Here is a 25,361-nt window from a genome sequence, read left to right as displayed (position 1 = left end):
TTTTCAAAGTGCTTTTAAATAAAAATATGGAAATATTAACTGAAAACACCCAAAACTTAAAAATCGCCAACACAGGAAAGCATTCATTGTTATTCTTTGCCTGGATACTGACCATTGATTTCTTTTTTTACAAAGAGTATTTTGGTTTAAATGCATTACTTATTGCCGCTATTAGCATTCCACTATTTGGCATGCTGAAGTACAAGAACTTTAAAAATCAATACTGGTGGATGGTAAGTGCCTTGTGGCTCACTACAGCTATTGGCGTTTTCGTGAACCCAACAATGACGGCCGTTTTATCATTCATTATTTCATTCTCCATTTTTGCAGCTGTAAGTGCCAATACCAGAATATCTATACCCATGTCGTACTTGCATACCATTCATTCTTCATTATTTGGTATTCAGAACTATTTTAAGTCAATCAATCACTTTTTTCAACAACCTAAAAACAAAAGCAAATGGGTAACAAATCTTTTGTTGATTGTTGTTCCACTCATTGTGATTATAGTGTTTTTAAAACTATATCAGGCAGCAGATGAACAGTTTTATGAACTCACTAAATTCATTAATCTCGACTGGATTTCCTGGGGATTTTTAATGTTCCTTGCACTACTTTCCTTCTTGTTTTATGGATTCTTTTACTTCCAAACCAGTGATGATTTCACCACTTTTGAGAATAATCTAAGTGAAACCGTTAAACCTTCGTATAAAGACAAAATTCAAAACTTTCTAGGTCAGGAAAATGAGAAAAAATTGGCAACGACCTTATTGGTAAGCCTTAACCTCATGCTGCTGCTTTACAACATTCTGGATTTTGAATTTTTGTTCAACGGCATCAATGATCCTAACAGAGACAGTAATTTATCTCAAATTGTTCATCAGGGAATTTATGCTTTAATCACTTCAATAGTATTGGTAATCCTTGTCATTGTTTATTTATTCAGAGGGCATCTTAATGAAAGCGGAAAAGGATTTATTAAAGCACTCACTTATGCTTGGTTGATTCAGAATTTATTAATGGTTTTTACCACAATTACTAAAAACTACATTTACGTAGATACATGGGGATTGACCTATTTACGTATAGGTGTTTTCATCTATCTGATATTAGCAGTTATAGGTATTGTCATCACTATTTACAAAGTGAAATACAAAAAGAGTTTCTGGTTTTTATTTAAAACTGGAAGTTTAGCTTTTTCAATGACCTTATCAGTTTTACTTGTCTTTAATTGGGATCGAACAATTTCAAATTACAACACCACACATTTACCGGCAGATAAAATAGACTATTTATACCTCAAAAACCTGGGTCCCGACTCATATTACACCATTCTTCAAGCGCATAAAAAATACAATAATGTCCCAGACTTTATACTCCTGGAAATTTCAGAAGAATTACCTGATCTCATATATCGACTTGAAGACAACAAAGAAAATCTAAGCTGGCTGTCAACTAATCTTAGTGACTACAAACTCAATAAAGAACTAGAAAAAGTAAAATTTAACATCCACTAAAATGAAACTTAGAGAAAGAATTTGTGCCGGCTTATTTGAGCTGAGTAAGAAACCTTATGCCTTTATTTTTAAACGAAAGGTGAAGGCATGGGGATTAAAATCAACTGATTTACAACAGTTTGACGATAATACATTAGGGTATGCTGTGAGTCAATTTTTAATCACCAATAAGATTGAATTGATTGACAAATTAGAATCACATGATGTGTATCACGTCATAACCGGAACCGGAACTACTGTGAAAGAAGAGGTAGGCATGCAATTTCTATTAATGGGAAACGGAAAAAGAAGTGTTTATCTGTATTCAACCGTAGTTATTTGTTCACTTCTATTACCCGAATACCTGAAATATTTTAATTCAAGATTTCAATTTGGTAAAAAACTGCACCCCATTCACAAACTGAATTTGCTACAAGAACTTCAAAATCCACTGGAAGAAATTCAGAAACGCATCAAAAGACACAAAATTGAAAAACTAGAACTATGGGCTTCACATATCTTATGATTGTACTTTTGCACCTGGCCATATTACTTTTTGTCCTTATCTGGTTAATCATGGGATTTTTTCCCAAAAACAGAGAAATTAAAGGCTATTGGAAAGTACAGTTCACAATAGAAATTCTACTGAGCATTGTACTATTTAGTTGCTTTGGATTCAATTCGCAGCTTGAACATTTTAACATCTTCCCTCTTAAAACAGGATACTATGTTTTTCAATGGTTAACAATAATAAGTGCTATTGCATTTTTTATCAAAAAATACTTCAAACCTCTTTCAGGAATTACAAGACACATTTTATCATTTTTTCACGGAATTCTAATATTCATGAGCTTATTTGCTACTTACAAACTAAGCTTAATACTTTGGGCCGCATTTTTTCCATTCATTGGATTTTTTGTGGCCACTCCAGTGTTCTTTTTACTTATCACAATAGCAGATTTATTCAACCGAGATTACACAAATCGCAAACCAAATTTATCAATTGTATTTGCCGGTAGTGCCTTTGTTCTGATATTCACTTTCATCATCAGTAATTTATGGACACAGCCCTGGGAAGTACTGAATTATTTTCTTCAATCACCTTATAAACTATAACCTTATGCCATTTACATTTTCACATCCCGCCATAATATTACCATTGACTAAAATCAATAAAAAATACATCTCTGCCACAGCTTTAGTTGCAGGAAGTATGGCTCCCGATTTTGAATATTTCATTAACATGCGGATGATTCAGAGGCATGGTCATACAATCTCAGGTATGTTCTACTACGATTTACCTTTGGCCATATTGCTTTGCTTTGTATTTCATCTATTTATTAGAGATGCATTGATAAAATACACACCTATCCCTTTTAAAAAACAGTTGAACAATTATTACAATTTTGATTGGTTAACAAGATTCAAAAAGTACTATCTGACAATAATAATTTCAGCCTTAATAGGAGTTTGCTCGCATCTGTTTTGGGATAGCTTTACGCACGCCAATAGATACTTTGTTGAACTCATTCCTTTTTTACGTGAAAGTTCTTCTGTTTTAGGATATACTTTTTCAAACTATACATGCGCCCAATATATCTCTTCGTTGATCGGTGCTCTTGCTATTGTTTTTACAGTATTTGATTTAAAGAACTTAAGTGCTCATCAATTTAAATTCAAAGAGATCTTCATTTACTGGATGTTTGTATTTTTAATAGTTGTGACGATAGTATTAATACGCAATGTCACTAATTTAGGAATGCTAATTGCCACAGGCATTTCCGGTACGTTAATAGGACTAGGGATTGCCGGTAAGATAATGTTGATATTAAAGCCAAGAAATGAAATTTTCAATCAAGGAAACCATCAAGAGTTTTAAGTACGCTTTTAGTGGGATCTTATTTTTTTTCAAGGACACGCCAAATGCCATTGTTCATTTGTTAGCGACAGTAGTAGTGTGTTTTGCTGGATTTTACTTTGAAATCAGCAGATATGAATGGATGTGGATAACCAGTTGTATCTTCTTGGTATTTACGGCAGAAATATTCAACAGTGCCATTGAAAAAGTAGTTGACAAGGCCTCACCAGAGCAAAGTGAATTGGCTAAACGTTCAAAGGATATGGCTGCAGGTGCAGTTTTACTAGTTGCTATTTTATCTATAATAATTGCAGGTTTTATATTCTGGCCTTATATCGAAAATGCTTTCAATTAATTTTTTAGGTTCATTCTTCCCTTTATTTTATGAGTATGACCCAATTTAAGCAGTGATTGATCGATTATTTATATCTTCACGGCTTTGTTATAAGTATATTTATTTCAGGTAATTGGGGAAGCTATGAAATATTTAATCACACTATTGTTGTTAATGCCACTGTTTGTCTTGGGTCAACGTAAGGCAGATCATGTTTATGTTGAAGGAACTGTAATGGGATACAGTTTAGATTTGACAGGAATTTTTAAGAAAGAAAAGATCCAAATTCAGGGAAGCTTGAGTGGAGCTTCTGTCAAAGCTAAAGGAGGAAGTGTTTCAGAATCTGCAAAAACAGATAATGGTGGAAATTTTGGCTTATACCTTCTTTTAGGAAATACTTATACAATTACCTATAGCAAATCCGGATACGGAACATCAAGCATCAAACTAGACGTTAGGAACGTTGATGACGAGATGAAAGCTACAGGATTGATTTTAAAAAATCTAGAGTTTCTTCTCAACGAAAATGAATCTGACAAGCCCATTGATCAGGGAACTGTATTTGCAACCGTTTACTTTGATGAATCTGCCAGAGAATTCAAAACTAGACTTACAGAGTTTGACAAAAAAGACAGATTATTTAAAGAAATAGAGGACAACGCTCCAATGAATTTGGTTAAGTCATCTGTTGCTAAAAACAAGGGACTAAATAAAACTCCTGAATCTGTTGAAATAGTAGAGGAAACTCCAAACAATACTAACAACGTTCATACGCCCAATCATAATGTTACAAACAACAGTGTAGAGGAAGTAGAAGAAGTTACTACAACAGGACAAAAGAAATTAACGGTACTACCATCTTCTAAATTGACAGATGTAAATGCCTGGGGAAATCTAACTAATGAGGATTTTGATAACAGAAAAAAAGAATTATCTGACGCCTGGGATCAATTAGAAAAAGATAAGTTGATCGCTGTTACTGAAGAAGACTTTATGTTGATTCAAGCAAGAGAAGAACTTTTGATTGCAGCGGAAAAAGAATTGGAAGCAGCTAAAGCATATATTGATGAACAAGAAGGTAAACTATCTGCTCAAAGAAAGTTTTTGTTCGCCTTGATTGGATTACTATTAATTCTGGGAGGTTTTGTATTCATCCTTATTAGATCAATTAAGGAGAAAAAGAGAAGCAATTTTGAACTAGAAAAACGAAACCGTAAAATTAGAGCAAGTATTAATTATGCAGAAAGAATCCAAAGATCTGTGCTACTAACTGAAGCTCAAATTCACGCCATGTTACCTAATTCATTTGTTTTTTATCAACCGCTTGACGTAGTAAGTGGTGACTTTTATTGGTTTGCAGAAGTTGATGGAAAAGTAGTAATGGCAGCAGTAGACTGCACAGGCCATGGAGTTCCTGGAGCCTTTATGTCTTTGATTGGAAATACATTAATGAATCAAATTGTTAAGGAGAAAAAAATCACTTCACCTGCTGAAATTTTGAACAAACTTCATCAGGGAATTGTAGAATCTCTTAATCAAGAACATGATGAAGCTGCCGCACAAGATGGTATGGATTTATCTATATGCACACTTGATAAAAACTCCAAAACATTAACTTTTGCAGGAGCCATGAATCCGTTATATATTGTTCAAGGCAATGAAATAATGGAAGTAAATGCTAATTACCGTGGAATTGGTGGTGTCATATCAAGAAAGAAAAAGACTTCTTTCGATTTTAAAGAAGAGAAAATTAAGATTGAAGACAAAGCCAATATTTACATGTTTTCTGATGGATACATGGATCAATTTGGTGGAACTAAAAATGAAAAGTTCAATATCAGCAGATTTAAAGATCTATTGGTAAGCATCAAGGATCAATCAATGAATGATCAAAAGGAAAGCGTAGAACGTGCTATAAATGACTGGAAAGGCAGTACTCATCAAATAGATGACATGCTAGTAATAGGAGTAAAAGTTGGTTAATTAAGAATGAGGATGTAATTCAACCGGAACATCTAAATAATCACTAAACTCTAATCCTTTTTGATGCATTAGCTCATCTCCTTCTTTATACTTCCAGATAATTTTGGCTTCATGCCCAGATTCACTAATATCTTCAACAAGGTAAAGCAAACTAAAGATTTCTTTAACAGATCCTGAATTGATATACTCTAAATCTACTTCAAAATTGGTGGTACTATTTGGTTGTTGACCATAGTCTTTTAACCATTGAGCTATTGGTTGATAAAACTCACGTGGATTCTCCGGATAGGATCTCCCTTTGATAGAAAAAAGACCCGCCTCCTTGTCAAAAACAACTTCAGGAGTATCTTCTGTTTCCTTTAACAAAAGGTTTTCTGACATAGTAGTTTGTTAGTGGTTATAGTTTAGCCCGTAGCGTGAAGAAATACAATTCATCATCTACTTCTTCAAATGTAAATAAAATTTCGCCATCACTTTGCCTAAACATCTCAATAATTCCAATTCCAGCTCCCTGATCCTCAGTAACTGAATTATCCAAAAGCTTTTCTTTATATCTTCTTGAGAGTTCTTTTTTATCCAAACCTTGTAAAGAACTTAAATGTCCTTTGAGTTTTTCAACTTTATCTTTTCTAATGAAGTTACCCGTTTCCATGGTATATACGCCATCAGTTAGAGAAACAGTAAATATGCCCTCTTTTATTCCTTTGATCTCAACACCATGTCTATTCATGTTTTGCAACAACTCAATCAAGATGTAAAGACTTTTTTTCTTAAAAACTAAATCCTCTTGTTTTAGGTGCAAGTTAGACTCAAATAACTTAAACAAAGGCAATATTGTTTCTTGAGAAAAATCTCCTTTTCTCAACATGATGATATCGTCCTTTACCAGTTCAGTATATAAATCAACGGTACTATCTAACTCTAATTGACTGTCAAACTGCACCTCACCTCCCATAACTAACTGCATAAAGAAATTAGATACCTCTTCGTTAATTTTACTGAAATGGTATTGAGGTGGATTCTTGGTTTTTCTAGCCATTTCTATCAAGCCCAGACCTCCTCCTCCTTTCTCACTCAAGGTGTTATTTGAAAGTGATTCAAGATAGATTCTTTTAATATCATCCGCACTCAATGACTTCAAATGATCCAAAGATGACCTCAACGAATCAATATTCTCATTTTTTACGGGATTTACAGTTGCAATGTAATGCGTTCCAAAGACGTTACGCATCATAAACATCTTGTGATCTATCTCTCCTTCATCTCCACTGTCATCTGTATGTCTAATGATATTTTGAAAACACTCTGCAATTAAGTAAGAAACTCTTTTTTTAGTTCCCCTTCCTTCATCACTACTTGTTTCCTGGATGTCCATCAACAAACCTGTCAGATCATCATCAAATTCTCCCATATACAACAAGCTAAAGTTGTCATGTTTTAGGATAGAAAAGTATTTGAAGGCTTGCATGTACTAGATTTGATTCCTCTAATATTGCAATTTTTTTTGAGATATTAAGGTTCTCCTACACGTTTTCCATCTTTAGGCATTAGAGCCTTTTTGATAAAGAAAAATGTTTGGTCAATAGATTCATACTCAGCATCTGGCGAAGGTGTTGGTGCCGGAGCCATAGCTATAAATCCTGACTGATCAATTAAATAATAGGCCGGAACGTTTGTCACTCTAAAATCACTTTTCAATTCTGAATCCTTTCCAATGTATACAATATCCCAGTCAAACTCTGGATTTGCTTTTAAATAAGCATCAAAATCAGCCTTTTTCTCGTTGGTACAAACTGTTAAAAAAGAAATGTAATCACCATATTTCGTTTTTAAGCCCTGAATGATTTTCATATCCACTTTGGCTTGATCATTCCATGTTTCAAAGAAATTGAAGTACACAAACTTACCTTCATACTTGCGCCAGGTTATGTTTTCCTCTTCAGCATCAATCGGCTTTAGTGAAATATATGGAGCAGGAAATCCCGGTTCTAAATTGGTAATGAAATTTTGCACATTAGCAGCAATAGTCGAATTAACAGGATACTTCGCATGTTCAATTACTGAATCTAAAATGATTAAAATGTTTCTTTTTTGATCAGGTCTTTCATAGAATTGCTTACCCAATTTATCCACCATCACTAATTCCCTCACTTCAGGGTTACTCAAAAACAAATCTTGTTTTAAAGCTTGCATTAAATGTGTAGGACTAGCTTCAGCGATTGCCTCGTTCACTTTATCCTCAATCAATGGTGGGAAATCAGCAAATCTTCTTGAATAAAAGCCTTTAAAAAACTTCATGTACTGATCATTTTCATAGTACACAGGAAATGGTTGTAAATAGGTTAAAAAAGTATTCAGTCTAAGATTTGATCTACTAGATCCTCCGACAGTTTGCTGAAGCTCGGCAATATTGTATCTCACATAAGTAATAAAATATTCATCCTCAACATCTTTATATGCATCTGCAGCATAAATACTAAAAGTATCCAAATAAGCTAAAAACTGTCCTCTGGCAATGGCTGATTCATTGTAAGCAACAAACTCATCAAACCACATATGATATTGCAGAATTCTGTAGTTTATATCCGTAGAATCCAAACCAAAAAACATGATATCTGTTCTTGAATTTTGAAAGCTTATAACTTGCTCCTCGGGTTTTGGAAAATATACTGCATAGGAAGATTTAGGTGCTAAATAAATGGGCGCCTCTGTTCTACCAACTTCTATCAAACCTTTAATAGTTGTACCGATATTTAAATCAAGATGAAACAAACTATCAGCAGGACTCACTTCTCCTTCTGCCAATTTGATTTTTTCCATTGTTATGTAATCCTGATAAGTATACAGTGTAACTTTCTCTCCAACAAAATCAGGTGCAAAACCCTCAATTTGGTAGTCTTGTGCATTGCTATTAACAACAATGATTAAGGCTGATATGGCTGTTAAAAATCTGTACATTTTGTTTCGGTCTGTTTATTCAGCTTCTTGGTTTTAATTTATAATCAAGAGCTCATCATTAGTTACAAAAGGAGAAATGTCTCCATTGTTCTTTTTAATTTCTCTAACGATTGATGAATTAATTGGGGCCAAAGATGGATCACACATTAAAAACAAAGTCTCAATACCCGAAATGTCAAAATTCATTTGAGCAATTGACCTCTCATAATCTGCGTCTGTTGCATTTCTAATACCTCTAAGCAAATACTGGGCCTTTTTTTCTTTACAAAACTCTACCGTCAATTTATGATAGATTTCAACCTCAACTATTGGTGCATCTGCAAAAAGCGCTTTGATATGTTTTTCCCTACTTTCTAAAGAGAACATATACTTTTTACTACTGTTTTCACCAATAGCAATAATGATCTTATCAAACAAAGGAATAAATCTTCTTACGATATCTTCATGTCCTTTAGTAAATGGATCAAATGACCCGGGAAATACACCAATTCGTTCCACAATAATTCATTTAACGCCAATTAAATGGCTAATTTTATTCAAAATTACGAGATTTTAAGGAAGTTAAGCTTAATAGGTAAAAGTCTTATCAACTAAAAAAACTGAAGAAAACTCCTCCATACTTTCTGGAATCTGTCAAATTAGGATGTTCTTCAAAGCTAACTTCTTGACCATGTTCTATAACTATAATGCCTCCCTGATCTAACAAACCACTTTTCAAAATCAAATCCGGAAGCTGATTTAATCCCTTCAAATTAAAAGGCGGATCTGCAAAAATAAGGTCAAACTTCTGTTGCGCATTATCTATTAGCTGAAATACATCTTTTCTAAGAATCATCCAGTTTTCATCTGCAAAAGTTTCTTGTAAAGCATTTAGATGTTTGATGCAAATAGGATGTTTATCTACGCTTAAAACAGATTTTGCGCCCCTGGATAAAAACTCCACACTTACATTACCTGTACCTGCAAACAAATCTAATACCTTAACATCTTCCCAATCAATTTGATTAGTAAGGATATTAAATAGCCCTTCTTTGGCCATATCAGTTGTTGGACGTGATGGGAATTTTTTAGGCGGATCAATCCTTCTTCCTTTATATTTTCCGCTAACTATACGCAAAGCAGCTGATTAGTCAAAATAAAGTGTTGCCCCAATTCAGATGATTCTGAGACTTCTATTGGATTTTTGAAATAAGTTTGAAACTCAGCTTTTGACTCCCAGTTTGCGGGAACCCCATAAACTGAAACGTTCATCTTGGCCGGATCCATCTCTTTTTGTTCTAATACAAAAAGTGTGTGGTAAATCATATCAGCCAAATTGGTTCTGTCAAAACGGTTGAAGTATTGCAACTTATTTTTTTCTGTAATCAAAAGATAAAAACTCCCCTGATTTACATAGATATGAATTCTACCTCTCCAATTGTCGCGGTCAAAAACACCTTTTAGCAATACAGTAGAAGGATGCACAATTTTTACTCTCGGAAACTTGATTACTAACATAGACTTGATCCATAAAGGCATCTCATAAATGTTGACAATTCCTAATTCAGGAATTCTGTTGTAATCAAGATTATCAATTGGATCAGAATAATTCAGTTTAAAGATCTCATCTGCCTTTGAATTATTGAAAAGATCTACCGGAATTAGTGTATTTCTATCTCCACCTGCAGTAGCAATAAAAGACCCAAAATCAAAGCCAAACAATTCTTCACCTAACATAGGTGAAATACCGTCACGACTATAATTATCTACAGTGTGAGTTTGTTCAGCTACAATCTTTTTAGATGAAGTATCAAGAATAGCATAGGAGAACTTATCTTCTTGAAAATCCATGCATAAAGCATGTTGATAAGCATCCTCTTTTCTAATTGCCATAAGCTAAAATGAGACTAATCGCTCCAACTATCTCTCAAGTGGTTGTCAGATAATGAACCAACTGTATACTCAATGAATTCACCTTCTTTGTTAGCCATAGGGTGTGTCATTGAGATAAACAATGTAGGCACTACGATATCAATTTTAGTTACTGAACCTGTATCCAGAATAGTTAATTCTCTAGTAAAAGGCACATATTGCATTGAATCTGGGTGGAAAGCAATTTGTCCTCCAATTTTACTTCTACTATCTAAGAATCTTTCAGAGTTGAAGATTGCCTGCATTACAGAAACGTAGTTGGTATCTCTAATAAATGTATTCCAATTCCCATTTCCATCATCAATTTTTCCACCATTCATCTTAGCGATAATTGCAGCTTCTTGCTCTGTCATCAATTTATCGATAGGACGATTGTCTCCGTAAATAATATCTCTTTCTTCAGTAGTGATTTTTCTTTCAGGAACAGCTCCGTCTTTTTTGATCTCCATTGTTGTACCAGTCTTAACGAAGTTAGACAGATCCTCAAAGCTGTTTGTATATGTTCCATTGGCATCTTTATAAGCCAACTCTGCTGCTTTTATATCCATGATACGTGTTTTGATCTCTAAATCACGCTCATCATACATGTTGTTATAAGTTACTTGCTTATCAACTACTTTGTAATCTTGCATTAATACATAAACAGCACCGATCAACATAACTCCCATGATCACATATCCTATCATAGATTTGATCAATCCTAACAAGTATAAGAACCAAACAATTGATCCTACTAACACTAGTAATGAACCATACTTAAACAAGTTACTTTGTTCAATTACAACCGGTTGACCATCTACGATTACCGGTTCACCATTGCTCAACATTAATGTTTCGGCCGTCATTCCTTCAATAAGACCATACAACCCTATTGTAAAAAACAGTGTAGGGAAAAAGTAACGTTTGAACATGTAAAAAACGTCATCTACTATATCAAGTCCGCTCATTCTTTAGATTTATTAGCATTTAACTTTCCGAACAAAACTACAATTTTTTTTTATGTGCTTTCTGTCAGTCAATATATTTTTTACATATTTAAATCAACGATCCGTACAACCTTGAAAAATAAGCTAGACAAACTCTCTTTTCGACAACAATTTGCCAAAAATTTAACGGTAGATCCAACAAATGATCAAAATGTGGCCATAGATCGGCTTACAGATTTCATTACTTCTGACAAACAATTCGAAGTTTTTTTGTTGAGTGGATTCGCCGGAACCGGTAAAACCACCTTGATTTCAACCTTTGTAAATACCTTAAGTGATTTTAAAATTAAGTCGTATTTAATGGCTCCAACCGGAAGAGCAGCCAAAGTATTATCCAATTATAGTGGCAAAAGAGCACATACTATTCACCGATCTATTTACTTTATTAATTCGGCTGGAGATGGGAATCCGCATTTTAAATTGGGTCAAAACAAGAGAACCAACACCATTTTTATAGTAGATGAAGCCTCAATGGTTTCAACATTTTCAGGTATTACAGATCCCAACTCTTTTTCACCAAGAGATCTTTTAGAGGATTTATTTGAATACGTTTATTCAGCAGACAACTGTAAATTAATATTTGTTGGAGATAAAGGACAGTTACCTCCTGTTGGAATGGATACAAGTCCGGCACTAGATCCGAAATTTTTGCAACAACAATACTCTTTTGACATCATTACTTCTGAATTAAAAGATGTTGTAAGACAAACTTCTCAATCAGGTGTTTTGGACATTTCGCTACAGTTGAGAGAATTTACGGGAGAAGTTCCAAGACTGAACACCAATAAAAAGGACGCCATTGCCTTAAATGGATATGAACTACAAGAAACCATTGAATGGGCATTTGACAATTATGGACAAGAAAACGTAATGATTGTCACCCGATCGAATAAAAGAGCTAATCAATTCAATCAGCAAATAAGACTGCGTATTTTATGGCAAGAAGATGATATAAATGCAGGAGATGTATTGATGGTGGTTCACAACAATTATTTTTGGTTGGACCCTAAGTCAGAAGCTGGATTTGTAGCCAATGGTGAGCTCATCAAAGTGAATAAAATTGTCAAAAGAGAAGAAGTTTTTGGATGGGAATTTGTTCAGGTACTGGCTAATTTTCTGGATTATCCCAACATGGAAGAACAGGAGCTAAAAATAATGACAAAGGCCATTCATACAGAAAGTGCCAATGTTCCCAGAGATCAGTTAAAAGAACTTTTTTATCGGATCGCTTCAGAAGAATATCCTTACGAGCGTAACAAGAGAATGCGCAATAAAAAAGTAATGGAAAACCCCTATTTTCAAGCTTTACAAGTAAAATTTGGATATGCCGTTACTGTGCATAAATCACAAGGTGGACAATGGCCTGTTGTATTTATAGATCAGGGATATTTTACAGATGACATGTGGAGCGAAGAATACATGCGCTGGTTGTATACGGCTATTACAAGAGCCAGTGAAAAAGTTTATTTGGTGAATTTTTCCGAAGAGTTTGTGGGAGAGGAGAGTTGATTTTGGAGAAAAGAAAAAAAAAGAAGAAAAGCCAAAAGAAAGGAAAGAAAGAATGCTAAAAATTAAAGTTCAACCGAAAAAAAATTATTACTGTAAATATTTTATTAGCTACATTAATGTTTTACTCATGTAATAAATCAGCCTATGTATGCCACAAATACAATGAATTTAGTCAAAATTTTATTGACAATGGTTTAGAAAGCTTTAACAGTCCTACCCATCTCATGAAAGGTGGAAAGATTTCATACGTTCTGGATCCAAAAGTGAAAAAAATAAATAGAATTGTACCAAATCAAGACTGGGACTCATCCCACCCCTCTTTTATTATCTCATATAACTACATAATTCAACTGCAGAATTATATCAAAGAACGAAGTAAATACTATTATCGTAGATTAAACAAATTAAACGAGACAGATTTAAAGCGACTGAAATTACAATCAGATTCTGCATTATATTATCATTCATTGATAAAACCTTAACAATTTGTTTCCATCCTCCAGCTATGAAGTGGCTGTCAGAATGTATCGTTATTCAAATTTTCAAAAGATAAAAAATCTCATCTGCTTACTTATTCAATTTTTAACTTCCTTAAAAAAAATAACCAATCTTCAACTTCCCCTTTCATTTGGTTCTGGTACCAATTTGACTTAACTCCATCATAGAAAAACCAAACTCCATCTTTTTTATACAGCCAATAAAGGATAAGATTAGCGTTCCAAGAAGTTTGGTTATTTTTAAGATAACTTTCCCATTTGGTATAACTCATATTAGCCAATTTAAGACTATCTGATTTTAGAATGTCCATTTTTATAATATGTTGTGATGAACTGACGACATCTACTTCTGAACTATCATCCCCTTTGATTTTGAAGACCTCATAATCCAAACTATCATTATTCATTATGTTTTCAATAGATTCCGATTGTAATTGGAAGCTTAATAGTATAATTAGATACAGTACCATTCCTTTAATATAATAATTGAATTTGAGTTTTGTTCTGGATTTTCAGGTGGTTTATTACTTTCCGAGGTTGTATTGATGGGTGCTTCATCCCAAGCTGCGAAGTAGTTGTACTGCTTCGCAGCTTGGAAAACTTGTTTATCTTTATATTCAGGCACCACCAACCCAAGGGGATTATCTAAATTTGTAACACAACATTACATTGATGTAGCTAGCTTGTGTGGCAGCCTTGAATCAGGAACATATTCATTGAATTATTATGTAGATAAACCTGGTTTTGAAACAACTGGAACAGCAGCTCCAGATCCAAGAGATCCTGAAATGACTACAACATTAACTGAGGAAACTAACAACAATAAAATGGGAACTCCGCAAAAAATAAAAGTCGAAAGTGGAAATTAAATCAATTTTAAAAAATATAATGTTTCTAACATTAATATTTCTATTGGGTATGATCAATGTTTCTTATACTTTTCTTTATCAAAATTGTCAAAAAGAAAAGTATGAGCAAATCGAGGGTTACTTGATAGTACCTTTAAACGCAAGGTTCATTTCATCCCCAGTATTACTAGGGAATCAAAATGACTTTCAAAAGTTTATCAAATTGTCTGAAGGAAAATCTTTAACTATTGAAGAAATGAAAAAAGATGATTGTAGTGAGCAAATTGAAAATTTTTATGTAAACCTCCCTGATAAATTAAAAAGAACATTATTTCATAAAGGAAACTCTTTTAATGGTTCAGATAATTCAACAATTTACTGGTTAAAAATTTCCTGCTCCTATAAATATTCAAAGGCTATTCCAGCTCCAAAAAACATTACTTTGGTCGGTCAAAATAATGTTTTCGCAACTTTTTGTAGCAGTACTAAAATCATTAATATTAAGAGTATAAAGTATTAGAGAAGGAAAAATAAATTGTCTAATTTAAAAACATGATTTGATTTCCACCAAAGTAATTTTAAATGGATAAAATCAACAGTTTGTGTTTAATCTGGATTATTGGCTTTTTAAGAAATAATAGTTCAATTAAATCACAACCATAATTTCGAATGTTTGAATTACCTTTGCATTAATTTCACAAAACCTGAATTTGATTGGTTTAAAAGTGAAATTCCTCAATGGGAAATTAATTTTTAGATTAATTTGCAATTTTATAGATTCAATTCTAGTGGAATTATTATAAAAGTTGATACCGCAATGTTATTGCACATACCAGGACTCCACATTATCTCTTTTCCTATTTCTATCATTTGTCTGGCAATATTCGTACCCTCTATTTCTTTTTCAATAGATGATTCAAATACTTCACCTTTTTCATTAATATAAAGTCTTATTACTGCTTTCAAGTCGCCTACCCCCATTTCTCTCAACAAATCTTGGTCAAAATTTAAATTTTCACGAAATGATTCAAATAATCCGTCATTTCCAATCAACGGAACAGGTTTTTTTTCTGTGGAAGAATAAATAATTTTATTAGATAATGAATCGGTATAAAAAATATGACAATCTAAGGTGTCTTCTTTTTGTGAATTCCCATTAAAAGATATCAACACTGCTATTGAAAGGAGTAATTTTTTTCGTCTAAACATATCTGAATTATTTAGTTAGTTATCATACATTGCTTCTCCATTGATTTTACCCTCGTCAATAGCACTGATTACTTTTTGTACTTGACCTTCCGTTAACTGATCAACACCGGACATATCATCTTTATTTCTGAACTCTGAGACTTTCTTTCCATCAACTGTGACATGTACATCCAACATTACATTATTCATTATTTTACTAGTGGTATTTTTTCCTTCAAATTCAAATTCTTCTCCAACTAGGTTGCGCACTCGTCACAGACGAGCGCGAGAGGAGAGTTTGTTTTGCCGCAGCAGTACAACTACTGCGGAGTGGGTTGAGGAGGTCAGAGGAAAATGAGAGAAGCTACAAACTTTTTCTTTCTATTGATAAACTGTCATATGAAATTTTACTAACGTATGGGCTAGGCGTGAGTCCCAGTTGTAAGAGTAAATCATCTCCAGAATTCATCTCCTTTAATCTAAGTTCTGCTAATTCAGAGTTAGAATACTGATCGCTAGGTACTTCATGAATTTCTTTATAACAAGACTTATTGCTTAGAGTTTGTTCATTTGCAATCTTATTTAGTACTTTCAAATTGTTAACTCTTTTGAAAATCTCAACTCGCAACGAGTAAAATTGATCCTTCGCACTATAAAAATTGTAAATAATGCTATCCCTCAGGTCAAAATTTTTATCATAGAGAAAATAAGGCAAGTTACCTTCAACATGTTTATTTAAAGAATCAACAAAAGGTTTGGTAAACTTCAAAATGTTTTCTTCATTGTTACTGACATCAACATTTAAACTATCTTCAAAATTTTCCTCCGATATTAATCTTGTTTTTGTTTGAGAACCTCTACAGGATACAAACAATAACAGTATAACTGTACAAATTTTAACCTTATTGATTGGAAACTCCATTTACTTTTTACCTTTTTGATATTGGGCTGCTTGTTTATCACCTTTGTTATTTAACTCTTCGATTGTACAATCTATTGTTTCTGCTTCTTCTCCTTCCAAAACATCTCCATTTTCTTTTACAGTTGTTTTTGACTCCCAGTTTTCATTAGATTTTGAATGAATTTGACCAGCCATATCTACAGAAAAAGATTTATAATCTATCATTTTGTTTATTTATATATACTTCTAATTTTTCTAGAGCAGTTTTTTTATCAAGTTTACCATTTTTAATTTCTTCATTTAAAAAATCTATGTAATTACTTCTTTCTGAAATCTGATAATCATAAAAATCCTGAAACACTTGATCCAAAGCTCCTTTTATTTTAGTTCCATTTGGTAGTTTAAATGAATAATCTTTTCTCATTAAGGCATATCTTAGGTTAGATAAATGATTTAATTCATGAGTTTTTACTGCAGTGTGAAGTCCAGGATTTGATTTATTAAAATCATTTTCCAAATCTGGCACTTCTTCAGGGTTATAATTCCCCTTAAAATTCCAGTTTAACTTAATTCCAATATTCACCTCCAAAGTCCCAACTTTCCCGTTTTTTCCAGCTGTAAATTTAAATGATTGAACCCCTGTTTCTCCAAGATCATGAATACTTTCTATTTTGGTTTCTCCTACATGATGAGTATAGGTAATCGTATGACTAGGAACAATGTCCCGTCCATCAAAATCAATATAAAATACTGGATTACTAGCAGCAAATATGTATGGACTTATTCCTGCATATTTTTTTTCCATTGGATCCCTACTCAACCACCTTCCAACTCTAGGATTATACAGCTTTGCACCAAAGTCATAAGAATTCCCATTTCCTGAGACTTCATTGTCTTTCTCCATACCATTGAAGAAGTAGCGGTAGTCAGATATTTTGTTTTGGGTAATCAAATCTTGACTAAAATAAATAAATCACTCCAGACATTTTAACCAACCTAAAAATATTGGTTCGAATTCAGTAGGGCCCGCCTGATTGAACAAGTCTTGCATCATCCCTCAATTCTAACAGGATCAATACTAACCTTAAATTCACTTTCTCACTTCGACTAGGCTCAGTACAGACCTTTATCACTCATACCTCCAGTTACCCAACCGGCTGATACTCTTCTTTTCCTTTTCTGCGATTTCTTTCACGGATGATTAGGGCTAGCTCTCTACCTGTTTGACCTGCAACTGAAGTATTTTCTTGTGCACGTCTTACTAAATAAGGCATTACCTTTTTAACAGGACCGTAAGGAACGTATTTAGCAACATTATATCCGCTATGTGCAAGGTTGTATGAAATGTGGTCACTCATTCCTAAAAGCTGAGCGAAATAAATGCGTTTATCACTTTTATCAATCCCCATTTCAGACATCAAATCAGTTAGATATTTTGAACTGTACTCATTATGAGTTCCTGCGCAAAACCATACGCGATCTAAGTTCTCACACATGAATTTTAAAGCGGCATTAAAGTCCAAATCTGTTGTTGCTTTGTCTTTTTGTATAGGTGTAGGATAACCTTTATCCATGGCCCGTTGACCTTCTTTTTCCATGTAAGCGCCACGAACCAGTTTGATTCCTAAAACAAAATCTTTTTCAACCGCAGTTTGATGACTTTTCTTTAAAAACTCAAGCCTATCATGACGATACATTTGAAGAGTATTGTAAATAATAGCTTTTTGCTTATTGTATTTAGCCATCATTTCATCCGCCAGACGATCTATCCCATCTTGAAACCAGCTATCCTCTGCGTCAATAAATACCGGAACATCTAATTCATGACCGGTTTTGCAAATTTCCTCTACTCTACCTTTCACTCTATCCCATTCTGCCTTTTCAGCATCATTCAATTTATCTTCACCCGGATTGGCTTTTTCCAACAATTTGGTTCTGCAAATTCCCGTTACTTTGAATACAGCAAAAGGAATAGCATCATTGTCTTTCGCTTTTTTGATAGTTGCAATAATTTCATCTTTGGTGGCATCCAAATCTTTTTCTGCTTCCATTCCTTCTACAGAATAATCCAGGATGGTTCCTATATTGTATTTATTCAATGCAGCAATTTGGTTGTCGCAATCATCAATAGTTTCACCACCACAAAATTGTCTGAAAATGGTTTTTTTAATCAAACCTTTAATAGGCAGATGAATGGCAAAGGCCACATTTTGACCAATATTCCCCAGTTTAACCAACCAGGGTTTTGAAATCATCTTAAACAAACGATATGCCCATTGCAGCTCTTTATCCGATTTGCTTGCAAAGGCAACTTTAGTATCATCAAACGAAACCATGGGTGCAAAGGTGCTAAAATTTTTACAGGAAAAAACTGATATTTTTCATGGAATATTGGACGGTTAAAATAACTAGCTTTGTTATATGCTTGATGTAATTACATACAACACTTCAACCATTCATTTTGGTCCGATTGAAAAGTCTGTTTTTCAAGATGTTTTGGCTAAAGAATTTTCAGGATCAAAGAAAGTAATTATCACGGATGAGCAAATTCATGATATTTGGATTGAAGACCTAATCACCAATTTTGAAGAGCTTTCAAATGCAGAAATTATTCAAATTCCAACCGGTGAAGTTCACAAAACGCTGGATATATGTGTTCAAATTTGGTCTGCCTTATCTGAATATGAGATAGGAAGAGGCGATTTGATCATCAACTTTGGTGGCGGAGTAATTACGGATCTTGGAGGTTTTGTAGCTTCTTTATTTAAAAGAGGCATGAAGTTCATCAACATCCCTACAACTTTATTAGCACAGGTAGATGCATCAATAGGAGGAAAAACAGGTGTTGACCTAGGACCATACAAAAATCAAATTGGTGTTTTTGCAGATGCTGCCCATGTTTTTATAGATGAAAAATATATTGAGTCTTTATCTGAAAACCAAATAAAATCAGGCTTTGCAGAAATGCTTAAACACGGTTTAATTGCAGATGCAGATTACTGGGCCAGATTGAAAGATTTTGATCCAAAAGATGTGACTGATCGTTTACTGTTGATTAGACATTCTGTAGGATTAAAAAGGGATGTTGTAGAAAGAGATCACCAAGAAAGTGGTTTAAGGAAAATCTTGAATTTTGGTCACACAATTGGACATGGAATTGAAGGATACTTTTTGGAGCAAAACAAACCACTTCTTCACGGTTATGCCGTAGCAACCGGAATGAAAGCTGAAGCATTTATCAGCAAAGAATTAGGAATGTTATCTGAAAGTGAGTTACAGGATATTGTTGAAACAATTGATCGTATTTACCCTGCCCCAATGCTTACTCCCAATGACTACAAACCCATTGTACAGTTAATGCACAACGATAAAAAGAATAAAGGAGGAGTGATTCAATTTTCTTTATTAGAAGGCGTTGGTAACTGTGTGTTTGATCAAGAAGTGAACGACAAGTTAATTTTGGAAGCCTTAAAGTTTATCAGCTAATTACTTTTCTAACCAAAAAGGAATGGTAGCGCTTAACCATAAATCGTGATCATCATTTGGATAATCAACAGTTACTTTATGCATTGTAGCTGTTAAATGTTGAATATTTATAAAAGTTCTTATTCCAATTTGGTCATTATCATACGCCCAAGAATTCATCCAAACAACATCTTTATACAAGCTATCATCTATATAAATCTTAAAATTATCAGATAAATACTCATCTTCCTTTGTATAGTCATCATAAATAACATTGTAGGGAACAAAAATCTCTAAGTATGCATCACTAATAATCTCTGATTGTATAGCCGGCCCATAAAATTTCTTTCCATGTTTTTCAACCTCTTCCATGTAATGAGATTGATTCATCCAATTGTCTTCATTTGCCATGCTCATTCTATGTGTTCTGGCATCCAACAAATAAGGCCAATGCATTACTTTATAAACAGCTGAATAAGTCAACAACATTGCGAAAAATATTGAAAAAATCATTCCCAAAAAGACTTTCCATTTTGAAATATTACTGCTAAACATTCTTAGGGATTTTTCATAAAACACCCTTAACGAAACTCTATCAAACAACCAAAAAACAGGAAACGTCACATATGATAAAACCGGAATTTTTCTAAGTAAGCCAAATAAGAACAAATCAAAATGATAGATCAAAATCAACCATACACTGAACCCAAAATACCAATCCGGTAGATTTAATACTCTTGGAATGCTGAGCATAAATACTACTAGCAACATAAAACCAACAAGCACAAGCGTAGACAACACAGACATATACATGACCAAACCTGAAGCCCTATCAATACCGTTTATTTGTCCTCTTAAATCATCACCTTTCTTGTATTTTTCTTTAAACGGAAACTTATAATTGCTCTTTTTCTCAGTTACACCATTTGGAAAAACATAGTTGACGCACAGCTGCCCTAACCAAAAAGTTCTGAGTAATAAATGAAACAAAAACCCAATGGTCAATAATTTCAATGCTAATGTTCCTAATATGAGAAATAGACTTGATCCCGGGATTTGCGAAGTCATTTTCAACCTCATCATGTAATCTATAAATACATCTCCCAATTGGAAAAGTGAAAAAATGGCACCACCTGATATAATCAACTCCAGATTCCAAGAATTCTCTTGTAAATCTTTAATCCAATCAGGTATTAAATCTTTTGTTTCTTTAGACTCCATCTTCCCGACTCCTAAAATCGTTAATTTTTATTTAAATCACGCATTATAAAATGATAATGGGTTCCACCTTCATCCGTTTTTCTTTCAAATGTACCGTTCAGCTGATCAACCAAAGCATCAATCAATTCCATCCCAAAGGTAGATTTACTTTCACCCGGTTTCCAGTTGCCATTATCCGAATAGCTCATGTTAATTTGCTTTTCGCCGTCGTATGTAATTTCAACCTCAATTCTCCCTTGCATTCTCTCAGCAAAAGCATGCTTAAGGCTATTTGAGATTAACTCATTGCACAAAAGCGCTATTGGAACAAAATATCGATTTGACAAATTAAATGGGTGCGATTGAATATTTAGTTCTACCTCCTTAGAGATATCATATGATTCAATCAATTCTTTCATCAGAGATTGTATGTAATCTTGAAAATCAAGTTGAGCCAGATCCTCAGATTGATAGATTTTTTCATGAATTAAAGACATGGCTGAAACTCTTCTAATAGCCTCATTAAAGGTAGCCATGCTTTTTCCATCTTCATCCTCCTCATACGATTGCAATCTCAATAAACTAGTTATTACCTGTAAGTTGTTTTTTACGCGGTGATGAATTTCTCTTAGCATTACTGATTTCTCTGCATTTTGCTTTTCAACTATTTCATTTTGTACTTCCAAAGCTTTATTTGCTTCAATGTATTTATCTGTAGCGTACTTATTGAGTTTTAAGAAAGTATAGAATATATAAGCTGTAATGGCCAATCCATAAATTGAAATGGCAACAGCCTTTACAATCATTATGCTGTCAATACTCTGAAAATTCTTTAAATCCTCATTGAACTGAAATACAAGATAAGTTGTCAAACTGATTAGGTTCCCGGCAGAAACCAATATCCCCGCCAAATTCCCCAAAATAAAGAAAGCGTATGTTATTGACATGAACATGAAAATGAGATCAGTCAAATGCATAACTGTTGGCACCAGGAGTATTGAAGCTGCAATAGAAAGCACCCCATTTACTACCCAGACAATTGCAATTATTTTGTACTTTCTAGTTTTGTACAAAATAATTTGATATGTAAGCGCAAAACAAGATGAAACCAACAACCCTATCATCTCATCTATTGACAAAAAATACATGATAGGAATCAAAATCAGGTTGGTTCCAAAAATGAATAGATTGATCCTCCAGGTTAAATTAAACTTGGTCTGATCAAAATAATTTTGATAGGCGGTATTAGGGAGTTTAATGAGGTTCATCAAAAGCGCATTTTCACCTGAATCTTAAGATCCAGTTTATTGTGTCCATCAATTTCCTCTAATCCAGAAGAAATGGTTTCCACATTTTGGTAGTTCCACAAACCTACCCTTGCCCAAATGTCAAACATGCCCCCAATTTCATATTTCGCCATTAGGTAAGTTCTCATCCCCCTATTGTAATATGAGGGAATGCTGAAAACATACAAAAGATCATTTTCATATGCATAGATGCGTGCATCATAGGTATCTGCATCAAATACAGCTAATCTTGTGTACAGTTTCAATGGTACTTTCCTAAACGAAAATATTAAATCTTGAAATAGTAACAAACCATTACTCTCATCTTTATCAAATAAAAACCTGGTCCATTCTACTCTGGACTTCAATGAAATACGGTCATTTATACGTTGATCGTAATTAACCCTAATATTGGTTTTATTTAATTTTACTTGTTCGTCAATTCCGGTAATATCATCTTTTGTATCCCTCTCCGTTACCTTATTTCTAAACCTCACATAAAAACTTGCTCTTCTGCTAATATTGAAGTTTACTTGAGCAAAAACTTCTCTTCCTTCAGATAAATCATCTGTCAACCATTTAAAACTTGTGTATTGAAATTGATCATAATAAGCAGTTGCCGATACTCTTTTGCTCAATCTAGCTTGAATTCCGAAATACAAACCTCTTTCTGATGAATTGTCAGATGACTCACCAAAAGCCCTAGAATAAAGTGATTGAAAAGCTTTATCGTAATTTCTGTAAATCACCAATAAATCCAATTTTGGATCTGCATGCCAGGCAATTCCGTTTACGGTTCCAAACTTAACATTGTCAGACATTGATGTTTCTCCAAAAAATGACAATTTTCTGAAATAATAACGGTAATTAATTCCTGATGTCAGCAACTGTTGGCCATTAAACTTGTAGAGATTATAAGGTTGTAAATTGGCATTTAAAGGCTGATCGTAAGAAGAGAAAACTGATGACACTCCTATTCTAAAACGCTTGCCTCTGTATGCAAACTCACCACCGGTAATAAATTCACCTACTTGTCCTTTATCGTCCATTTCATTTACCGTTCTGTGATACCCTGAAGTTTGGAATGAACTAAAGCTGTTGTCAAAAATATCTGTAGAATCAACAGCATTGATATTGGCATCAATTCTTTTGTAAGAAGCAAAGGCTGTAAAATCCAACTTCTCACCCAAATCCAAATTAACCCCAACTCCTCTTAAGAATTGATTTTCATTAACTGAAGTATAGGGTCTTAATCCGTAAGCATATCTTCTGGCATTAAACACATCTGCAGATTTACCTATTCCAAATCCAGACCACATGGTAAGTCCCTGACCAAAGTTTACTTGAAAATCACCAACTGCCAACTTTTTAAACTTCCATAAATCATTGACAAAAAAGTGAGCTGAATAAAAATCAAATCCATATTTATTGGCCCCTTTAAAAAACTCTTCACCGGCATCTTTTTCAGCCGTTAATCCATAGCTTAGCCTATCTTTATAAGTGCTTCTAAATCTTAAATAATACTTTTGAGGAGAACCTAAATATTGTTTGTTTGCGTCAACTAATGAATCGTTTTGAGGGTCGGTATATCCTGCTTTTTGGCTAAGTACTTGTTCATATCTTAAAAACACTTCATTTTTTGAGTATTTAAAAGCATTTTTCCATTTAAAGTCTTCTTTTTCAATTTCCCCCAAAGTGACAAAAGGCAGGATCATTTCAAGTGTTGTTTTGTCAATGGTCTCTACCGCATTCAACTCATAAATAGTCAACATTTGTCCATTTTGATCCAAATAATTAAGCAGATAAGAGATTTGTAAATCTGACAATAAGCGTAGCTTTTTTAACTCCTCAAAATTGGTATTGTTTAAGTTGATTGGATTATCAAAAAAGTAATATAACTCATCAAAATAGGTAGTCAAATCAATGTCTGAATCCTCCAGATTATCGCCAATAAATTCAATTCTTTGCTCAATAATACGTTGCTTCTCTTCTTCACTTTGAGCCCATCCCAATGTGAAAATGAAAAGTGATATAATGAACAACAAATGCTTCATCTAAAAGCAAAAATGTAATGAACCGGCCGGACTGATTCCTAATTGAGTATGCCAATTAGTTGCCATGTCAATGTAAAGCGATTTAAACTTTAATCCAAAGCCAACAGATGCTTGAAACGGATAGGTATTCATCCCTATTCTAACTGCAAAAATATCGTGTGCCTGAATTTCAATTCCTGATCTGACGTTTAACTTGTGAATCAAATCTTTTTCTACATCCAACGTCCAAAAAGCCTTTTTACTAAATGCATATCTAGCTCCCAAACTGAAAGTGGTTGGAAGTCTTTCATCATAATCTACTGCCAATCTTGCTCTATTCAAGTTCAACACGCGCATTCCAAACCTAAACTGTTCATTGAGATCATACATCAAACCTAAACCAGCTGAAAATGAATTTTTAGATCCATAAATATCCCCCAAAGCTATACGGTGAAAATTGAGTGAAACACCTGCTGAAAAATTGTCAAAAAACTTCATTCCGTAAGACAATCCCCCTTGCATTTCTCGGTACATATCAAAACCATAATGCTGAAAGTGGATTCCGAAATTACCTGCTTTTTCAGTGTGGTATCCAAACACCATTGACTGTGTTGAAAGTTGTGCAAGCAAAAATCTATTCTCGTAAGACGCTCCTATTCCTGACTTATCCAAATAACCAAAGGCTCCGGGATTATTGTACACAGACCAAACATCATCTAGTGTCAGACTTGCGCCTCCTAATCCATTAGACCTTGCTCCTATTTGAGGATAAACTTGCGCACTTGATAAATGCGAAAGAAAAATGAAAAATATTAGGGTAATTCTCATCATTTCAACCAAAGTACATATTTATTCAAATCTATTTGCCCAATACTAGCATTTTCTGATAAATTTGATAAAAAGCCAAT

At 33.7% G+C, this 25,361-nt stretch carries 28 protein-coding genes; 10 read left to right on the top strand and 18 right to left on the bottom strand.

Translation table 11 applies throughout. From position 1 onward, the window contains the following. Nucleotides 1–26: 26 nt before the first annotated feature. The 6 genes from K6119_RS17105 to K6119_RS17080 all read left to right on the top strand — a co-directional run bounded on the left by K6119_RS17105 (nucleotide 27) and on the right by K6119_RS17080 (nucleotide 5,671). Nucleotides 27–1,517 (top strand): DUF4153 domain-containing protein, encoded by a 1,491-nt coding sequence (locus tag K6119_RS17105; RefSeq protein ID WP_221833637.1) that lies wholly within the window; start codon nucleotides 27–29, stop codon nucleotides 1,515–1,517. 1 nt (nucleotide 1,518) lies between these two features. Next, on the top strand, nucleotides 1,519–2,022 hold the full coding sequence (locus K6119_RS17100; RefSeq protein ID WP_221833636.1) for a hypothetical protein: 504 nt from the start codon (nucleotides 1,519–1,521) through the stop codon (nucleotides 2,020–2,022). After that, on the top strand, nucleotides 2,019–2,612 hold the full coding sequence (locus K6119_RS17095) for a hypothetical protein (protein ID WP_221833635.1): 594 nt from the start codon (nucleotides 2,019–2,021) through the stop codon (nucleotides 2,610–2,612). Before K6119_RS17100 ends, K6119_RS17095 begins: the two co-directional genes overlap by 4 nt. A 4-nt stretch (nucleotides 2,613–2,616) precedes the next feature. After that, nucleotides 2,617–3,375 (top strand): DUF4184 family protein, encoded by a 759-nt coding sequence (locus K6119_RS17090; protein ID WP_221833634.1) that lies wholly within the window; start codon nucleotides 2,617–2,619, stop codon nucleotides 3,373–3,375. Then, nucleotides 3,338–3,709 carry a diacylglycerol kinase family protein gene (locus tag K6119_RS17085; protein ID WP_221833633.1) on the top strand — a complete coding sequence of 124 codons (372 nt, stop codon included), beginning with the start codon at nucleotides 3,338–3,340 and terminating at the stop codon, nucleotides 3,707–3,709. The genes K6119_RS17090 and K6119_RS17085 overlap by 38 nt, the downstream gene beginning before the upstream one ends. Nucleotides 3,710–3,832: 123 nt before the next feature. Beyond that, nucleotides 3,833–5,671: a SpoIIE family protein phosphatase gene (locus K6119_RS17080; protein ID WP_221833632.1), complete on the top strand. Its 1,839-nt coding sequence runs from the start codon at nucleotides 3,833–3,835 to the stop codon at nucleotides 5,669–5,671. Here the strand turns inward: K6119_RS17080 and K6119_RS17075 are convergent, their stop codons facing one another. The 7 genes from K6119_RS17075 to K6119_RS17045 all read right to left on the bottom strand — a co-directional run bounded on the left by K6119_RS17075 (nucleotide 5,672) and on the right by K6119_RS17045 (nucleotide 11,487). Next, entirely contained in the window at nucleotides 5,672–6,052 is a 381-nt protein-coding gene (locus K6119_RS17075; RefSeq protein ID WP_221833631.1) for a DUF1987 domain-containing protein, read from the bottom strand. A gap of 16 nt (nucleotides 6,053–6,068) precedes the next feature. After that, nucleotides 6,069–7,139 (bottom strand): SiaB family protein kinase, encoded by a 1,071-nt coding sequence (locus tag K6119_RS17070; RefSeq protein WP_221833630.1) that lies wholly within the window; start codon nucleotides 7,137–7,139, stop codon nucleotides 6,069–6,071. Nucleotides 7,140–7,183: 44 nt separating this feature from the next. Beyond that, nucleotides 7,184–8,629 carry a TlpA family protein disulfide reductase gene (locus K6119_RS17065; protein WP_221833629.1) on the bottom strand — a complete coding sequence of 482 codons (1,446 nt, stop codon included), beginning with the start codon at nucleotides 8,627–8,629 and terminating at the stop codon, nucleotides 7,184–7,186. A 33-nt stretch (nucleotides 8,630–8,662) separates the two neighbouring features. Further along, nucleotides 8,663–9,127, bottom strand: coding sequence for a pantetheine-phosphate adenylyltransferase (gene coaD, locus K6119_RS17060; protein WP_221833628.1), 465 nt, complete (start codon nucleotides 9,125–9,127; stop codon nucleotides 8,663–8,665). An 88-nt stretch (nucleotides 9,128–9,215) separates the two neighbouring features. Further along, nucleotides 9,216–9,746 (bottom strand): 16S rRNA (guanine(966)-N(2))-methyltransferase RsmD, encoded by a 531-nt coding sequence (rsmD, locus tag K6119_RS17055; protein ID WP_221833626.1) that lies wholly within the window; start codon nucleotides 9,744–9,746, stop codon nucleotides 9,216–9,218. Beyond that, nucleotides 9,737–10,501, bottom strand: coding sequence for a DUF3822 family protein (locus tag K6119_RS17050; protein WP_221833624.1), 765 nt, complete (start codon nucleotides 10,499–10,501; stop codon nucleotides 9,737–9,739). The genes rsmD and K6119_RS17050 overlap by 10 nt, the downstream gene beginning before the upstream one ends. 14 nt (nucleotides 10,502–10,515) lie before the next feature. Next, nucleotides 10,516–11,487 (bottom strand): hypothetical protein, encoded by a 972-nt coding sequence (locus K6119_RS17045; RefSeq protein WP_221833621.1) that lies wholly within the window; start codon nucleotides 11,485–11,487, stop codon nucleotides 10,516–10,518. A 111-nt stretch (nucleotides 11,488–11,598) separates the two neighbouring features. Here K6119_RS17045 and K6119_RS17040 point away from each other — a divergent pair, with 111 nt between their 5' ends. After that, on the top strand, nucleotides 11,599–13,035 hold the full coding sequence (locus K6119_RS17040) for an ATP-dependent DNA helicase (RefSeq protein ID WP_221833619.1): 1,437 nt from the start codon (nucleotides 11,599–11,601) through the stop codon (nucleotides 13,033–13,035). Between the two features lie 571 nt (nucleotides 13,036–13,606). Here the strand turns inward: K6119_RS17040 and K6119_RS17035 are convergent. Next, nucleotides 13,607–13,939 carry a hypothetical protein gene (locus tag K6119_RS17035; protein WP_221833617.1) on the bottom strand — a complete coding sequence of 111 codons (333 nt, stop codon included), beginning with the start codon at nucleotides 13,937–13,939 and terminating at the stop codon, nucleotides 13,607–13,609. A gap of 168 nt (nucleotides 13,940–14,107) precedes the next feature. Between K6119_RS17035 and K6119_RS17030 the strand changes: the two genes are divergently transcribed. Further along, the gene (locus K6119_RS17030) at nucleotides 14,108–14,401 is read left to right on the top strand and encodes a hypothetical protein (RefSeq protein WP_221833615.1); all 294 of its coding nucleotides are present in this window, start codon (nucleotides 14,108–14,110) and stop codon (nucleotides 14,399–14,401) included. 19 nt (nucleotides 14,402–14,420) lie between these two features. Beyond that, complete coding sequence (locus tag K6119_RS17025) at nucleotides 14,421–14,900, top strand: hypothetical protein (RefSeq protein ID WP_221833613.1); 480 nt, start codon at nucleotides 14,421–14,423, stop codon at nucleotides 14,898–14,900. Nucleotides 14,901–15,151: 251 nt separating this feature from the next. Here the strand turns inward: K6119_RS17025 and K6119_RS17020 are convergent, their stop codons facing one another. The 6 genes from K6119_RS17020 to K6119_RS16995 form a co-directional block, all read right to left on the bottom strand. Beyond that, complete coding sequence (locus K6119_RS17020; protein ID WP_221833611.1) at nucleotides 15,152–15,589, bottom strand: hypothetical protein; 438 nt, start codon at nucleotides 15,587–15,589, stop codon at nucleotides 15,152–15,154. Nucleotides 15,590–15,604: 15 nt separating this feature from the next. Continuing rightward, nucleotides 15,605–15,838 (bottom strand): hypothetical protein, encoded by a 234-nt coding sequence (locus K6119_RS17015; protein WP_221833609.1) that lies wholly within the window; start codon nucleotides 15,836–15,838, stop codon nucleotides 15,605–15,607. Between the two features lie 94 nt (nucleotides 15,839–15,932). Next, on the bottom strand, nucleotides 15,933–16,490 hold the full coding sequence (locus K6119_RS17010; protein WP_221833607.1) for a hypothetical protein: 558 nt from the start codon (nucleotides 16,488–16,490) through the stop codon (nucleotides 15,933–15,935). After that, nucleotides 16,491–16,694 carry a hypothetical protein gene (locus K6119_RS17005; RefSeq protein ID WP_221833605.1) on the bottom strand — a complete coding sequence of 68 codons (204 nt, stop codon included), beginning with the start codon at nucleotides 16,692–16,694 and terminating at the stop codon, nucleotides 16,491–16,493. After that, nucleotides 16,681–17,421: an RHS repeat domain-containing protein gene (locus K6119_RS17000; RefSeq protein WP_255714401.1), complete on the bottom strand. Its 741-nt coding sequence runs from the start codon at nucleotides 17,419–17,421 to the stop codon at nucleotides 16,681–16,683. The genes K6119_RS17005 and K6119_RS17000 overlap by 14 nt, the downstream gene beginning before the upstream one ends. A 193-nt stretch (nucleotides 17,422–17,614) precedes the next feature. Further along, a complete protein-coding gene (locus tag K6119_RS16995) occupies nucleotides 17,615–18,805 on the bottom strand; it encodes a proline dehydrogenase family protein (RefSeq protein WP_221833601.1) in 1,191 nt (396 codons plus the stop codon). Nucleotides 18,806–18,890: 85 nt separating this feature from the next. Here K6119_RS16995 and aroB point away from each other — a divergent pair, with 85 nt between their 5' ends. Beyond that, nucleotides 18,891–19,955 (top strand): 3-dehydroquinate synthase, encoded by a 1,065-nt coding sequence (gene aroB, locus K6119_RS16990; protein WP_221833599.1) that lies wholly within the window; start codon nucleotides 18,891–18,893, stop codon nucleotides 19,953–19,955. Here the strand turns inward: aroB and K6119_RS16985 are convergent, their stop codons facing one another. From K6119_RS16985 to K6119_RS16970, 4 genes are read right to left on the bottom strand one after another with little or no spacing between them, the layout of a single operon-like run. Next, complete coding sequence (locus K6119_RS16985; protein WP_221833597.1) at nucleotides 19,956–21,155, bottom strand: hypothetical protein; 1,200 nt, start codon at nucleotides 21,153–21,155, stop codon at nucleotides 19,956–19,958. Nucleotides 21,156–21,175: 20 nt separating this feature from the next. Further along, nucleotides 21,176–22,402, bottom strand: coding sequence for a sensor histidine kinase (locus tag K6119_RS16980; RefSeq protein WP_221833596.1), 1,227 nt, complete (start codon nucleotides 22,400–22,402; stop codon nucleotides 21,176–21,178). Further along, nucleotides 22,402–24,474 carry a ComEA family DNA-binding protein gene (locus K6119_RS16975; RefSeq protein WP_221833595.1) on the bottom strand — a complete coding sequence of 691 codons (2,073 nt, stop codon included), beginning with the start codon at nucleotides 24,472–24,474 and terminating at the stop codon, nucleotides 22,402–22,404. Before K6119_RS16975 ends, K6119_RS16980 begins: the two co-directional genes overlap by 1 nt. Next, nucleotides 24,475–25,284 (bottom strand): PorV/PorQ family protein, encoded by an 810-nt coding sequence (locus K6119_RS16970; protein WP_221833594.1) that lies wholly within the window; start codon nucleotides 25,282–25,284, stop codon nucleotides 24,475–24,477. Nucleotides 25,285–25,361 lie beyond the last annotated feature (77 nt).

Source organism: Paracrocinitomix mangrovi, from assembly GCF_019740355.2.
Taxonomy (GTDB): domain Bacteria; phylum Bacteroidota; class Bacteroidia; order Flavobacteriales_D; family Crocinitomicaceae; genus Paracrocinitomix; species Paracrocinitomix mangrovi.
The sequence above is the reverse complement of the archived record's forward strand: the minus strand, read 5'-3'. Positions and strand labels throughout refer to the sequence as shown.